Origin of the sequence: Arthrobacter ulcerisalmonis (assembly GCF_900609065.1) — a bacterium.
Classification (GTDB): domain Bacteria; phylum Actinomycetota; class Actinomycetes; order Actinomycetales; family Micrococcaceae; genus Arthrobacter; species Arthrobacter ulcerisalmonis.
The window spans coordinates 130,004-142,978 of record NZ_UXAU01000038.1 but is presented as its reverse complement, the minus strand read 5'-3'; the positions used below and the strand labels follow the sequence as shown (position 1 = coordinate 142,978).

Sequence of the window (12,975 nt, the reverse complement as noted above, 5' to 3'; positions counted from 1 at the left end):
TGGTCTTCTCAAGCCTGGTCAAGCGCCTCTGGCGGTGTGGTGACCACAGCGGTGGCGCCGTCAATGGCGGCCACCACCACCTTTTGTCCGGCGCTCAGTTCGCCCGAGGATGACCGGGCGCTCCAGATGTCGCCGCCAATTTTGACGAGGCCGCCAGCCGTGGTGACGGGCTCCATCACCACGGCGGACTCGCCGATCAGCCGGTCAATGTTGGTGCGCTGTTCCGGCGGGCCCTTCTTGATGTGGGCCAGGGCCACAGGCCGGACGAACGCGATCATCAGCAAGGACACGATGCAGAAGATCACGATCTGGAGCCAGCCGTCTGCGCCTGCGAAGTCAGCGATCAAGGCCGCCAATGTGCCGCCGCCCAGCATGATGAAGAACAGGTCAAGGGTGATCATTTCGATCACCGCAAAGGCCAGGAACGCCGTGAGCCACAGTGCCCACCAGTTTTCGCCGAGCCATTCGAACATGTCGTTCCCCCTCCTGCTTCCTGGAGTTGCGTACGCAGAATCCCCAGTTACTGCACTTTCATCCTAGTCCGGCAGCTTCGGCGGCGCTGGGATCCTTGTGGCGGGGGAGGGGATAGTAGTCAACTCGTTACGCTGTCTGTCGGGTGAATGCCAGGAGCCGAAACTTCGCCTCCACGTTTACTGGCTCGGTCCACAGCTCAGCCGTGGTTCTCAGCGAAGCCTGGTCCAGGTGGTGTCCGGCGGGACCCATGAAGGCCAGATCGGCGGCTTCGGTGCGGCTCAAGACCAACGGAATGGTGAGGTCCGCCGCGGATTCCAGGCTGAAGTGTCCGGTCATAGCTGCACGGAGACGGTCCTCCTTGTCGTCCTCAATGGCCAACATCCCGGTGGCTGTAGCCAGCGTAGAAAGATGGCCGCTGCCCGGCGCCACCACGAGCAGGCGTCCTCCCGGACGCAGCACCCGGGCAAATTCGGCTGGATTGCGGGGCGCAAAAATCACTGTCACAGCATCCACTGAGTGGTCCGCCAGGGGTAGCGGTTGCCAAACATCCCAGACCACATTGATGGATTCGGGGTTGAGGCGGGCCGCGCGACGGAGGGCGTACTTGGAAATATCGAGCCCATACGATGCCACCGGCACGTTCGCCGCGGCGGCTGTATCAAGCAACACACGTAGGTACTGTCCGGTCCCCGTCCCGGAGTCCAGCACGGCGCCGCCGGTTGCCGGCAGATGAGGCACGACGGCGGCCGCAACGGCAGTTGCCAACGGCAGGTAATGCCCAGCGGCCAGGAAGTTGTGGCGGGCCGCCACCATGGCAGCTGAGTCAGCTTCGAAGGCCGTTCCCTTGCCCACCAGGAGGTTGAAGTAGCCCTGTTTGGCGGCGTCGTAGGAGTGGCCTTCAGCGCAGCGAAGCTGTGTCAGTGCATTCGCTGCCAGTTCCAAGGGACGCTGGCAGATGGGACACTGCAGGGCGGACTCTGGCGCAACGGGCATGGGCTCCATCTTAGGTCCGGCGGGTGGCACCGCTGACCAGGCCGACCGCCGTGGTCAGGGGAGGCTGATCCCTGCCGGACCGGCGTCGAACCCCAACCCCGCCTGGGCAGAGTCGATGCCGGGCCCGGCCCAATGGTTGGCGTATTCGACGTTGCTTGCCAGCGAGCGCAGCTGGGCCCTGTCGATGTAGAGGACCCCGTGGAGGTGGTCCGTTTCATGCTGGACAATGCGGGCCTGCCAGCCGGAGAACTCACGTTGCTGGGCGTTCCCGGCGGGATCGGTGAAGTCCAGAATCACGGCGTCTGGCCGGGCCACCACAGCCTGAAGACCGTCTAAGGACAGGCACCCTTCGTAGAAAGCGGCCTGGGTGCCGCCCACGGGGGCGTAGCGCGGATTGATGATGGCGAGGTACTCCAGTGGCTCCCGGTGCCGGATGACAGCTACTTCGGGGTCGACGTCGTACTGGTCTTCGAGGACTGCGAGCTGCAGCGGAATGCCCAGCTGGGGCGCGGCGAGGCCCACGCCCGGTGCGTCATGCATGACGCGGCGCATCACGTCGAGAAGCTGCGCCAACTGCTGGTCATCGAGCTGCCCGTCGTACGCTGCAGCGCGTTGCCGCAACGCCGGATGCCCGGCCTGGACGATACGCGGGAGGTCGGTCAGCGCCAGGATCTGCTCAACCGCTTCGCGAATCTGTGCGGCGCCCTGGGTCGTGTTGGGTGGAAGCGAACTCATGCGCTCAGCCTAACGGGGCAAGCCGGCCCGGGAGGATTGCTAGGGTCTACACCATGGCCATCACCCCCGCCCTGCCCACGTCCGCCCGCGACCTCGTCCTCAGCTTCATCCGCGTGTTGGAAGCCGGCGGGGGAGCAGCGGAGATCCGGCCTTATCTTGCTGACGACTTTGAGCTGGTCGAGGCGCCGCACCTGTTGGCTCCGGAGGGCTCGCGGCGGTCGCTGACCGACGTGCTGTCCGGTGCGGACCAAAGCGCCGAGGTGGTCTCTGACCAGCGCTTCGAGATCCACCGCACCACGGTAGAGGGCAGCCGCGTGGTGGTGGAGGCAGACTGGTCTGCCACGGTGAAAATGGACCTGCGGTACTGGGACCGGGGCGAGCGGATCCGCGCCACGACGTGCTCGGTGTTTGACCTCCAGAAGGGTCGCATTGCCCGGCAGGCCAGTTACGACTGCTACCACCGGCCCTGACGCCGCCTGCTCAGAGCATGGTGAACCGGCGCGCCACCATGCGGTTCACCGACGGGATGCTGGCAAGGGCGCCGATGCCCGCGTTGCGCAGCCGGAGCAGGGCGGCTGGCGCGGGCCGGCCCAGGGCCATGTTGATGCCGGCCTGCTGTCGTGCCCGGTTCGCGGCACGACGACGGCCAGCCTCGAACGCCGCCACGTCACCGTTGGTTGCCGCACCAGCCAGCGTCCGGCAGATGAGCGGGGCGAGGGCTTGGGCATCGAGCCAGCCAAGGTTCATGCCCTGGCCGCCGATGGGGCTGATCTCGTGGGCGGCGTCGCCCAGCAACACCACGTTGCCGTGCACGGTCTGGGCAACGGTGGCGGTCCGGACACTGAAGGCGCTGAGCATGCTGTTGCTGTGCGACGCCAACTCCACGCCGGTTCGATCCGCCACCAGGGTCACCAACTCACTGACCCCTGGCCCCACCGCCGAAGCACCAAGCCGGACAACCCAGCGGCGCAGCCCTCCCGGCAGGGGAAACGACTCCACGATGCCGCCAGGTTCCAGGAACAACACCGCCTGGTGTCCGTAACGTCCGTCATCCGCGAAGTCGCCCATGAGGTAGTGGTCCGGGTAGGTGCGGGCATGGATCCTTGTCGGCAAGGAAGCGCGCAGGGTCGATTTGGCGCCGTCCGCCACGATCACCAGCCTGGCCGCGAATCCGCGGGCTCCCGGCCCGGCACCTGCCGCGGGCTCGGCAGTGATCCTAACGGTGCCGCCGTCGTCCGCCACGGCAGTAACCTTGACGCCACGACGGAGAGCAGTTGGATCCAGCGCTGCAACGCGGGCGGCAAGAATGTCTTCCGTTTGTGTCTGCGGCAGCGCCAGGACGAACGGATAGCGGCTGGGAATGCTGCCAAAGTCGAGCCGACCCACTTCCCGGCCCCGGCTCAGCGCGATCCCGCCGCGGATGGGCTGGCCAGCGCTCATCATCTGCCCTGACACGTCGATCTCGGCCAAGGCTGCCAAGGCGGGCGGGTGGATGCCAATGGCCCGTGAGTGCTCAGTGGCGGCAACACGCTGTTCCACAACCCGCACCCGGACCCCGGACTGCAGCAGCAGTGCCCCCAGGTAAAGCCCTACGGGGCCGGCACCCACAATGGCAACGTCCACTGGATCATCGGGCACCGGCGTAGCCTTTCCGCAAGACCAGCGCCTGATGGAACAGTGGGACCCGCGCCACCGACCAACCAGCCGGGGCCGCGGCAGCCAGTTCGGCCGGAGTGTAGCTGCGCCGGATCGACGTCAGACCGTCGGCACGAATAAACGAACCCCGGAACGGCAACGCGGCCGCGCTGAATAGTCCGTAGGCGGCAACACTTCGGCGCAGGTCGTTGTGCAGGACGAGTCGGCCCGCAAGCGCTGCGGAATCCGCCAGCAGCGCTGCCAACTCCGGAGCAGCGAGGTGGTGCAGCACGTGGTTGGACATCACGACGTCGAACGTGTCACCGGCCGCCACCAGGTCGGCACTGTGGGCCGCCCGAAAAGTGACGCCAGGCTGCACGGGTCGAGTGGCCGCGAACGCTGCGGCGCGTGGATCGGGGTCGATGCCGGTGATGTCCACGGCACAACCGTCCTGGGCCGCCCACTTGGCGAGCAGGACCGGTAGGTCGCCCCCGCCGCAGCCAACGTCCAGGACGCGCAACGGCGCTGATGGGCCCTGGTTCAGCCGTACCAACGGGGCAAGCTCCCGCTGGTACAGTCCCCGCCAGCCAGCAAACAGCCTGTTGACCAGGCCGAACTGGCGGTAGGTGTTGGTGAGGGACCGAGGATCGCACTGCGGGTCATCCATGAGCTCCACGGCGTTGGCTGCCCGCTGCTGCAGGGGAAGGACCACGGCTACGCTACCGGCGCCTCGAGGTGCCGGCTGGCGTAGGCACGCTCACGGAGCGCAGTGGTGGGGCAATGCCGCAGCTTGGTGAAGAGGGCAGTTTCCACCGTGAGGCCGGGTCCAAAGGCCATGGAACAGATGCGCTCGCCGTCGCGGGCCTGCTCTTGCTCCAGGATGTACTTCAGGACGAAAAGGACCGTGGCGCTGCTCATGTTGCCGTAGTTTCGGAGGATCTCCCGGGCCGGAACGAGTTGCTCGTCGGTCAGCGCCAGCCGCGACTGCACCTTGTCCAGGATGCTGCGGCCGCCGGGGTGGATGGCCCAGTGGGCGATGGAGCTGAAGGGTTGCGCTGCAAGCTCGGGCTCGGTGGCCAGGAGGGGCTTGAGCGCTCCGGTGATGTGGTCGTCGATGATGTGTGGGACGTAGTTGCCGAGCACCATTTCAAAGCCGTGATCGCCGATGTTCCACGCCATGGCGTCCTCACCCACCGGGGTCAGGACCGTCTCGAAATGGTCAAGCTGCAGCAGCGCCTCGCCAGCTGCGCCGGGTTGGGAACTGACGACGGCGGCGGCCGCACCATCGGCGAAGAGGGCTGAGCCCATGATGGTGTCTGGATCGTTGGAGGTGCGGACATGCAGAGAGCAGAGTTCCGCACAGACCACCAGCACCACGGCCTGCGGGTCAGCCTCACAGAACTGTTTGGCGGCGCGGAGGGCGGGGAACGCGGCGTAGCAGCCCATGAAGCCAAGGTGGTACCGCTGGACGGACGGCTCGAGTCCCAGCTCCCTGACGATCTTGTAGTCGGGGCCCGGGTTGAAGAAGCCAGTACAGGAGACGGTGATCAGGTGCGTCACCTGGGAAGGCTGGAGTCCCGGGCATGCGCTCACCGCCGCCCGGGCCGCTTCGATGAACAATTTGGTGGCCTCACGGGCGAAAATCTCGTTCCGGACTTTGGTGCTGGGGTTCAGCAGTAGGCCGGTCTGTGGGTCGAAGAACTGCGGATCGTCGGAGCGGGCAGCCACGGTGAGCTCATCCACGGCTGTGTGCCGGGTACTGATTGCTGCGGAATCGAAACAGGTGCTGACCAGGCGGGACCCCAACCGGGTGAGCCCCGGTTGGGCAGCGAAAACGTCACGTGCTTCGGCCTGGACCAGGATAGTGGGCGGGACTGCGGTTTCCAGGGATCGCACGTAGACCGTCATTGGTTCATTGTTGGCGACCTGAGGGGATAAGACAATGGCTGCCCCGGCCAGCGGCTGCGGGGAGCTCGACTCGGTCTGAGCGGTGGTCGGCACTCGAGCCGGCAAAGTACTTATGACGCATATCACAATACGTCGGCTCATTGTGAGACTTAGGCACAGCTAACCTAAACTCGCAGGGGAGAACTTTTGATCCCTTGGCTTGTAGTTCGCAGAAAGAAGCACCCATGAAGATTCGCAAGTACACGCTGGCCGGAATCGCGTTGGCCGCAACGGCGGCACTTGGCCTGGCAGCGTGCGGCTCGCCCGCAGGCACCGCACCCGCAGCATCAGGCTCCGCGGTGTCCGGTGAGATTACCGTGTACAACGCCCAGCATGACAGCCTCACCAAAGAGTGGGTGGATGCGTTCACCAAGGAAACCGGCGTCAAGGTCACCATCCGTCAGGGCTCTGATACGGAACTGTCCAACCAGATCGTGCAGGAGGGCGCAGCATCCCCAGCTGACGTCTTCCTCACCGAAAACTCTCCTGCGATGGCGCAGGTAGAGAACGCCGGCCTGTTCGCTGACGTGGACAAGTCCACCCTGGACCAGGTTCCAGCAGAGTTCCGCCCCACCACGGGCAAGTGGACAGGCATCGCCGCCCGCTCGACCGTCCTGGTCTATGACAAGACGAAGATCAGCGAGGACAGCCTGCCCAAGTCCATGCTGGACCTGGCCAAGCCCGAATGGAAGGGCAAGTGGGCTGCATCGCCGTCCGGTGCCGACTTCCAGGCCATCGTCGCCGCGCTGTTGGAGCTCAAGGGCGAAGCTGCCACCGAAGAGTGGCTCACAGGCATGAAGGAAAACTTCAAGGCGTACAAGGGCAACAGCACCGCTATGAAGGCCGTCAACGCCGGTGAAGTTGATGCCGCGCTGATCTACCACTACTACTACTATGGCGACCAGGCCAAGACCGGGGAGAACTCCAACAAGGTCACCCCGTACTACTTCAAGAACGAAGATCCGGGTGCCTTCTTGTCCGTCTCCGGCGGCGGTGTCCTCACATCAGCCAAGAACGCCGCAGCAGCCCAGGCATTCCTGGCGTTCGTGACCGGCAAACAGGGCCAGGAAGTGCTGAAGAACGGCACCTCGTTCGAATATGCCATCGCTTCCCAGGTGGACGCCAACGCCAAGCTGGTTCCCATCAAGGACCTGCAGGCTCCCACCGTGGACCCGGCCAGACTCAATTCCACCAAGGTCACCGAACTGATGACCAAGGCGGGACTGCTGTAACCACGTGATCACTGATCCATCGGCTCCCGCAACGTCGGGGAGCACGACGACGGCGGGCCAGGGCAAGCGCCCTCGCCCGCCTTTCGGCGTTTCGGCGCTGTCGCTGCTCGCTCTCCTGATCGCATTGTTTTCGCTCATCCCGTTGGGTTACGTCGCCGTCATGACGGTCGCGACCGGGTGGGACACCGCCGTCGAACTTATTGTCAGACCGCGCGTGGGCGAATTGCTGTTCAACACGATCTTGCTCACCGTGATCACTGTGCCGCTGTGCCTGGTACTTGGCGTGGGTGGCGCGTGGCTGGTGGAGCGGACCAGGCTGCGTGGGCATCGCTGGTGGGCCGTAGCATTAGCCGCCCCGCTGGCGATCCCGGCGTTCGTCAACAGCTACGCATGGGTCTCTGCAGTGCCATCCCTCGAGGGCATCTGGTCCGGCGTGCTTATTGCCACCCTGTCCTACTTCCCACTCGTCTACATTCCAACGGCCGCAGCACTGAGTCGGCTTGATCCGGCGATCGAGCAATCGGCCGCGTCGTTGGGATTTGGCCCCTGGTCGGTGTTTTTTCGGGTGGTGGTTCCGCAGTTGCGGATCGCCATGACGGGCGGCGGGCTGCTGGTATCCCTGCACCTGCTCGCCGAATACGGCGCGTTTGCCATGATTCGCTTCGATACGTTTACCACCGCCATCATGGTGCAGTTCCAGTCCACGTTCAACGGCACGGCCGGCAACATGCTCGCCAGCGTGCTGGTGATTTTGTGCCTGATTCTGCTGTTGGTGGAGATCCGGAGCCGTGGTACAGCCCGCTATGCGCGTGTTGGCTCGGGCGCTCAGGCCAGGGCAACGCGAGTGCCACTGCACCGCTACCAGCTTCCTGCACAGCTGGCGCTGTTGGCGCTGACAGGACTCGCCTTTGGCCTGCCCGTCCTGATGGTGCTGCGCTGGGTGTCCGCCGGGGGAGCGTCGGTTTGGACGGCCACCGAATTCCTCCCCGCACTGTTGCAGACTTTTGCCTACGGGGCGGCAGGAGCAGTCGTCACCACCGTGGTTGCGTTCCCCATGGCGTACTTGGCGGTGCGGCGCCCCAGTTGGTTCAGCAAGATGCTCGAGCTCTCCAATTACGTGACCAGCTCGATGCCTGGAATTGTGGTGGGCCTGGCCTTTGTCACGGTCAGCATCCGTGCCGTGCCGGGAATTTACCAGACCGCCGTCGTCCTCATCGCTGCCTATGTCCTGCTTTTCCTGCCACGGGCGCTGGTCAACATCCGCTCCGGGCTGGCCCAGGCACCTAGGGAACTCGATGAGGCCGCCCAGTCGCTCGGCAAGGCTCCGCTGGTTTCCTTCCTGACGGTGACGCTCCGGCTCACAGCACCGGCTGCCGCCGGTGGCGCCGCACTCGTCTTCTTGGCCATCATCAACGAGCTCACCGCCACCCTGCTCCTGTCGCCCAACGGGACCCGAACCCTGGCCACCGAATTCTGGAGCAAGAGCAGCGAGATCGACTACGCCGGCGCCGCTCCCTATGCGCTGCTCATGATCCTGCTCTCCGCCCCCATCACGTATCTGCTGTTCCAGCAGTCCAAGAAAGTAGCCGGACAGTGACCGACTCATCGCCTTCCAGACTGTCAGCACCCCGGGTGTCCGCATCCGTAGCCCCTACCACCAACACGTACTTGGACATCGCGGAAGTCACCAAGAACTTCGGTTCCCAGGCCGTGCTGAAGGGTGTGAACCTGTCCGTGGCCAAGGGCGGGACTACTGCCATTGTGGGACCGTCCGGCTCGGGGAAGACCACCCTGCTGCGCCTGATCGCGGGATTCGAACACCCGGCGACGGGCGCCATCAGCCTCAATGGCCGACCTGTTGCCGGCGCTGGCTCCTGGGTTCCAGCGCACAAGCGGAAGGTGGGTTACGTGGCCCAGGACGGTGCACTCTTTCCGCACCTGACGGTTGGCCAGAACATTGCCTTCGGCTTGGCTGCCGGCAAGCTGAGCGGTGGTCGCCAAGCGGTGAAGGCCAGGGTCCAGGAACTTTTGGACATGGTGTCCCTTGACGCTGACATGGCAAAGCGGCGCCCGCACCAGCTCTCCGGTGGGCAGCAGCAGCGGGTGGCGCTGGCCAGGGCGCTGGCCCGCGAACCGGAATTGATGCTGCTGGACGAGCCGTTCTCCGCCCTCGATGCCGGCCTCCGGGTGGCCACTCGGCGGGCAGTGGCCAAGGTGCTCAGCGACGCTGGCGTGACCACCATTTTGGTAACGCATGACCAGGCTGAGGCCTTGTCCTTCGCCGACCAGGTGGCCATCATGCGCGCCGGGACGCTGGCGCAGATCGGTAATCCGTTCGTTGTCTACACGCGCCCAGCGGACCGTGCCACTGCCGAATTCCTGGGCGATGCCGTCATCCTTGATGCCTGGCTCGAAGGCTCACTCGCCACGTGTTCACTGGGGGGAATTCCAGTGCGGCGGCCGCCGGCTCAGGGCCGGGTCCAGCTCATGCTGCGCCCGGAGCAGATCCGGATCGCTGCCGATGGGCCAATTCGCGGCGTGGTGGTGGATACCGACTACTTCGGTCCGGAAACCACTGTACGGATCAAGCTGTTGCCACCCGAGAATTTCTCAGGGACGCTTCCTGACCAAACAAGCCCGGGCGGTGAGGTCATCACCATCAGGCATTGGAACGCGTCCATCACCAAGCCCGGCACGGAACTGTTCCTGCGAGTGGTGGGGGAGGGCGTGGCCTTTCCCGTGGACGTTTCCTGACGACGGGGGATTGATTGCCATCCGCAGACGGGTAGGACAAGCTGGAGCGCATGAGCGAGCTTGTGAAGGCGGAATTGCTCCGGTACCTGCAGGAAGGCCGCAATACGATTCTCTGGAAGCTTGATGGCTTGCCCGAGTACGATGTTCGTCGGCCGCTGACCCCGACCGGTACGAACCTCTTGGGATTGGTCAAACATCTTGCTGGGGTCGAAGCTGAGTACTTTGGCGTGGTCTTCAACCGCCCCTTCCCAGCAGACATCCCGTGGCTGTCTTCAACTGCCGAGCCAAACGAGGACATGTGGGCCCGGCCCGAAGAGTCCCGCACGGCGATCCTCGATCTGTACCGCCAGGTGTGGGCGCACGCCGACGAAACGATCTCGCTGCTGCCCCTGGACGCGACCGGCCACGTTCCCTGGTGGCGCGAGGAGAGCAACCCCGTCAGCCTTGCCCGGATCCTTGTTCATGTGACCGCCGAAACGCACCGGCACGCCGGTCACGCAGACATTGTGCGCGAGTTGGCCGACGGCGGTGTTGGGCTCCGGGACGGCAACGGCAACATGCCAGCGGGGGACACCGAGTGGTGGCGCCAGTACTGCGATCAGCTGGAAGCTGTTGCCCTTGGTTACAAGGGCGACGGGTAGCCTACTCGATTGGCCGTGCCGCCGAGATATCCCAGCAGCGAGAGATGGCATCGAGGGCGACGTCATAAGCTGCATCCCAATCCACGCCGGGCGGTCCCATCTGCGCGAGTTCCAGGCTTACCAGACCGTGGACCTGTCCCCAGATTGCTGCTGCGACGACGTCCACCTGTGCCTGGCTAGCATCGCCGCCCTGCTGAGCTTCAGCCACCGCCGTTTTGAGTGGACCCATGGCGTCCATGGGCTCGTCCGGACTGGGTTGGCATTCGGTCAGGGAAGCCAGCGCACCACCGAACATCAGCCGGTACAGCGCTGGATGGCTTCGTGCCCAATCGCGATAGGCCGCGCCCAGGCCACGCAGCCCGCCCTTCAGGGCAGTCTTTTGGGAGTCACCAAACGAGCGGAAGCCGTCATCGACAACGGCGTTGAGCAGCCCCGACTTCCCGCCGAACAGTGAGTAGACCGCCGTCGTGGATGTTCCTGCTGCCGCAGCCACGTCCCGCACCGTGACCTTGTCCGGGCCGCCTCGGTCCACCAGGACAGCAGTCACCAACAACAGCTCAGCTCGGAGGTCACTGGTATGCACTACAGGTCTTGCCATGTCCACCATTATTTCATAACATTGTTTTGTAACAACGTTATGAATCCGCTGTCAGTAACTACATAGGAGCCACATCGTGGGGCAACAGATCTATCCCGGCCGATTCACGGCCAACCCCGGACAGGAATCCGTGACAGTGTTTCTGATCGGCATGCGTGCCAATCGCTGGTGGAAAATCGGCAAGGTTGCCCGGGTGGCTGCCTCGATGCCACGCATGCTGCGTCATCTTTCCGAGAACCCCGATACCGGCATGCTTGGGGTTGAACAGTGGTTTGGTCGCACCACCCTGATGGTCACCTACTGGCAGAGTCCCGAACATCTAAGGAAGTTTGCCGCCGACCGGGAAGCTCCGCACCTGGAACCATGGCGGAGCTTCATGAAAGAACACGCCGGGTCGGGGGAGATCGGGATCTGGCATGAGACTTACCAGGTGCAGACGTCCGGGATCGAAACCATCTACAGCGGAATGCCACTGTTCGGCCTGGCCAAAGCCACCGCGCAGGTCCCGATTGGCAAGGGGACGCAAACGGCGAAGCAGCGCATGGGCCGTTCGGCGCAAGCGGGCTAGATGAGCGCGGCGGACTGGCTGAGTTGTAGCTACTCCCAGCGAGATTTCAAATGCGCCGATAATCTACATTATGTAAAGTAGAAGAAGAATGCTTGCATGTGGTGCAGGATCTGCCGTCGTCCATTGAGCTGTAAATCTCATGTTCTCCGAGATGCTCACAGGATGGCGGAATCCGTCCGACGCCTCTGCTCCTCTGTCCAGAAAGCGGCAGTTACTCCACCGCAGTTAGGCTGTAAAAATGACTGCACCCCAGATCTACGTCACGTTTCCGGGTACCACTCGTGAAGCTCTCACCTTCTACGCCGGCATTTTCGGCGGCAGCGTCAGTCTCCACACCAACGCGGGTTTCGGCGCGGCAGGCGATCCGGACGGCATCGCCCACGGTGTTCTCGACGGACCGGTGGTCCTGGCAGGTTCAGACGCCGCAGCGGGCCAACCACCCGTCCGGTTTGAAGGACTCATGTTGTCCCTGTTGGGCACGGCGGAACCTGCAAGCCTGCATGAGTGGTTCGACAAGCTGGCTGACGGTGGGGAAATCATCGATCCGTTGGAGCCCAAACCTTGGGGAGCATCTGACGGCCAGGTACGTGACCGGTTCGGCCTGCACTGGCTGATTGGTTACGAACCACAAGCCTGAACTCCGTAGGAAAAGAAGGACTCGAAGCAGCCCCACTCCCCCGGCGCCTCAGTGTGGCGCCGCTGCAGCTTCCTCGCTCCGCCGCACATTTCGTTGATCCAGTCCGGTGCATACGGTGAGGTGCAGTTGGCAGGCGTTGGATAATCCTTCAGCACTTCGAGCCGCTCGCCTATGGCCAGGGCGCGCGGCCGGTACTCAGCGTGGTTGATCCCGATCTGCGCCAGAGTATGGTTCATGGCCCACTGCAAACGATCCGGCGCAATCTTCATCTCGGCCTCGATAGCGTCGAGCAGGGCAGTCAAGTCCAGGCCAGCAGGCTTTTTGACCACACGCTCACTTGTCAACGCCCATGCTGCACTGGCCACCACAGGGTCGGCGTCTGTACTCCACGCCACACGGAGCGCCTCGGCATGGGGGCTCTTTTTCACCACATAATTCACCAGCCAGTCATGGACTTTCGGTGCAGACGGCTCGCGCACCATGGCATCGAGTTCGGCTGCCGTGAAATCCTTCGGCCGGCAGATCAGCAGGGCAAGCAATCGCGCCCCGGTGTCACCGCTTGCCCACAGATCACGCGCCAAAGGCTGTTGGATCTTCAGCCGCTTCGCGATCAAGCGCACTTTGGACAGGTTCAGTCCGTGGTCATCGCCCCGTCTGAGGTTGACGGCGCGTACCTTGGGATCGTCCAGCGCAGCCAACTCGGCCAGCACCCTCTGCACTTCGGTCTCCGCCACGATTCCTCCTTGCGAGTAAGCCCAATA

The 12,975-nt window shown here is 64.0% G+C and carries 15 protein-coding genes; 7 read left to right on the top strand and 8 right to left on the bottom strand.

Annotated elements, in window-relative coordinates; all coding sequences use genetic code 11:
- Positions 1-8: 8 nt before the first annotated feature.
- The 3 genes from PSET11_RS13605 to PSET11_RS13595 form a co-directional block, all read right to left on the bottom strand.
- Positions 9-473, bottom strand: coding sequence for an NfeD family protein (locus PSET11_RS13605; RefSeq protein ID WP_124092857.1), 465 nt, complete (start codon positions 471-473; stop codon positions 9-11).
- Between the two features lie 127 nt (positions 474-600).
- Positions 601-1,467, bottom strand: a complete 867-nt coding sequence (locus tag PSET11_RS13600; RefSeq protein ID WP_124092856.1) for a putative RNA methyltransferase — start codon at positions 1,465-1,467, stop codon at positions 601-603.
- A gap of 54 nt (positions 1,468-1,521) precedes the next feature.
- A complete protein-coding gene (locus tag PSET11_RS13595) occupies positions 1,522-2,202 on the bottom strand; it encodes a peptide deformylase (RefSeq protein WP_124092855.1) in 681 nt (226 codons plus the stop codon).
- 53 nt (positions 2,203-2,255) lie between these two features.
- Here PSET11_RS13595 and PSET11_RS13590 point away from each other — a divergent pair, with 53 nt between their 5' ends.
- Positions 2,256-2,672 (top strand): nuclear transport factor 2 family protein, encoded by a 417-nt coding sequence (locus tag PSET11_RS13590; RefSeq protein WP_124092854.1) that lies wholly within the window; start codon positions 2,256-2,258, stop codon positions 2,670-2,672.
- A 10-nt stretch (positions 2,673-2,682) separates the two neighbouring features.
- Here PSET11_RS13590 and PSET11_RS13585 read toward each other — a convergent pair whose 3' ends face one another.
- The 3 genes from PSET11_RS13585 to PSET11_RS13575 are packed head-to-tail and all read right to left on the bottom strand — an operon-like array spanning position 2,683 to position 5,745.
- Entirely contained in the window at positions 2,683-3,840 is a 1,158-nt protein-coding gene (locus PSET11_RS13585) for an FAD-dependent oxidoreductase (RefSeq protein ID WP_238989159.1), read from the bottom strand.
- Positions 3,830-4,549 (bottom strand): methyltransferase domain-containing protein, encoded by a 720-nt coding sequence (locus PSET11_RS13580; protein WP_238989158.1) that lies wholly within the window; start codon positions 4,547-4,549, stop codon positions 3,830-3,832. Before PSET11_RS13580 ends, PSET11_RS13585 begins: the two co-directional genes overlap by 11 nt.
- Before the next feature lie 2 nt (positions 4,550-4,551).
- Positions 4,552-5,745 carry a type III polyketide synthase gene (locus tag PSET11_RS13575; RefSeq protein ID WP_124092853.1) on the bottom strand — a complete coding sequence of 398 codons (1,194 nt, stop codon included), beginning with the start codon at positions 5,743-5,745 and terminating at the stop codon, positions 4,552-4,554.
- 224 nt (positions 5,746-5,969) lie between these two features.
- On the opposite strand from PSET11_RS13575, the gene PSET11_RS13570 reads away from it, so the two are divergent.
- Genes PSET11_RS13570 through PSET11_RS13555 form a run of 4 tightly spaced genes read left to right on the top strand, consistent with a single transcriptional unit; the run spans position 5,970 to position 10,411 of the window.
- Positions 5,970-7,016 carry an iron ABC transporter substrate-binding protein gene (locus PSET11_RS13570; RefSeq protein ID WP_124092852.1) on the top strand — a complete coding sequence of 349 codons (1,047 nt, stop codon included), beginning with the start codon at positions 5,970-5,972 and terminating at the stop codon, positions 7,014-7,016.
- Between the two features lie 4 nt (positions 7,017-7,020).
- Positions 7,021-8,613, top strand: coding sequence for an ABC transporter permease (locus tag PSET11_RS13565; protein ID WP_203415980.1), 1,593 nt, complete (start codon positions 7,021-7,023; stop codon positions 8,611-8,613).
- 35 nt (positions 8,614-8,648) lie between these two features.
- Positions 8,649-9,770 (top strand): ABC transporter ATP-binding protein, encoded by a 1,122-nt coding sequence (locus PSET11_RS13560; RefSeq protein WP_124092851.1) that lies wholly within the window; start codon positions 8,649-8,651, stop codon positions 9,768-9,770.
- 50 nt (positions 9,771-9,820) lie between these two features.
- Positions 9,821-10,411, top strand: a complete 591-nt coding sequence (locus PSET11_RS13555) for a DinB family protein (RefSeq protein WP_124092850.1) — start codon at positions 9,821-9,823, stop codon at positions 10,409-10,411.
- A 1-nt stretch (position 10,412) separates the two neighbouring features.
- Here the strand turns inward: PSET11_RS13555 and PSET11_RS13550 are convergent, their stop codons facing one another.
- Positions 10,413-11,009, bottom strand: coding sequence for a TetR-like C-terminal domain-containing protein (locus PSET11_RS13550; RefSeq protein ID WP_238989157.1), 597 nt, complete (start codon positions 11,007-11,009; stop codon positions 10,413-10,415).
- Positions 11,010-11,085: 76 nt separating this feature from the next.
- Between PSET11_RS13550 and PSET11_RS13545 the strand changes: the two genes are divergently transcribed.
- Together PSET11_RS13545 and PSET11_RS13540 are read left to right on the top strand one after the other, a co-directional pair.
- Entirely contained in the window at positions 11,086-11,577 is a 492-nt protein-coding gene (locus tag PSET11_RS13545; RefSeq protein ID WP_124092849.1) for a DUF4188 domain-containing protein, read from the top strand.
- A gap of 238 nt (positions 11,578-11,815) precedes the next feature.
- On the top strand, positions 11,816-12,214 hold the full coding sequence (locus PSET11_RS13540; RefSeq protein WP_124092848.1) for a VOC family protein: 399 nt from the start codon (positions 11,816-11,818) through the stop codon (positions 12,212-12,214).
- Here the strand turns inward: PSET11_RS13540 and PSET11_RS13535 are convergent.
- Complete coding sequence (locus PSET11_RS13535; RefSeq protein ID WP_124092847.1) at positions 12,196-12,948, bottom strand: DNA alkylation repair protein; 753 nt, start codon at positions 12,946-12,948, stop codon at positions 12,196-12,198. The genes PSET11_RS13540 and PSET11_RS13535 overlap by 19 nt on opposite strands.
- Between the last annotated feature and the right edge of the window lie 27 nt (positions 12,949-12,975).

Coding starts and splice junctions, on each gene's coding strand:
- PSET11_RS13605 (WP_124092857.1), bottom strand. CDS start 473: ATGTTCGAATGGCTCGGCGAAAACTGGTGGGCACTGTGGCTCACGGCG.
- PSET11_RS13600 (WP_124092856.1), bottom strand. CDS start 1,467: ATGCCCGTTGCGCCAGAGTCCGCCCTGCAGTGTCCCATCTGCCAGCGT.
- PSET11_RS13595 (WP_124092855.1), bottom strand. CDS start 2,202: ATGAGTTCGCTTCCACCCAACACGACCCAGGGCGCCGCACAGATTCGC.
- PSET11_RS13590 (WP_124092854.1), top strand. CDS start 2,256: ATGGCCATCACCCCCGCCCTGCCCACGTCCGCCCGCGACCTCGTCCTC.
- PSET11_RS13575 (WP_124092853.1), bottom strand. CDS start 5,745: ATGACGGTCTACGTGCGATCCCTGGAAACCGCAGTCCCGCCCACTATC.
- PSET11_RS13570 (WP_124092852.1), top strand. CDS start 5,970: ATGAAGATTCGCAAGTACACGCTGGCCGGAATCGCGTTGGCCGCAACG.
- PSET11_RS13555 (WP_124092850.1), top strand. CDS start 9,821: ATGAGCGAGCTTGTGAAGGCGGAATTGCTCCGGTACCTGCAGGAAGGC.
- PSET11_RS13550 (WP_238989157.1), bottom strand. CDS start 11,009: ATGGCAAGACCTGTAGTGCATACCAGTGACCTCCGAGCTGAGCTGTTG.
- PSET11_RS13540 (WP_124092848.1), top strand. CDS start 11,816: ATGACTGCACCCCAGATCTACGTCACGTTTCCGGGTACCACTCGTGAA.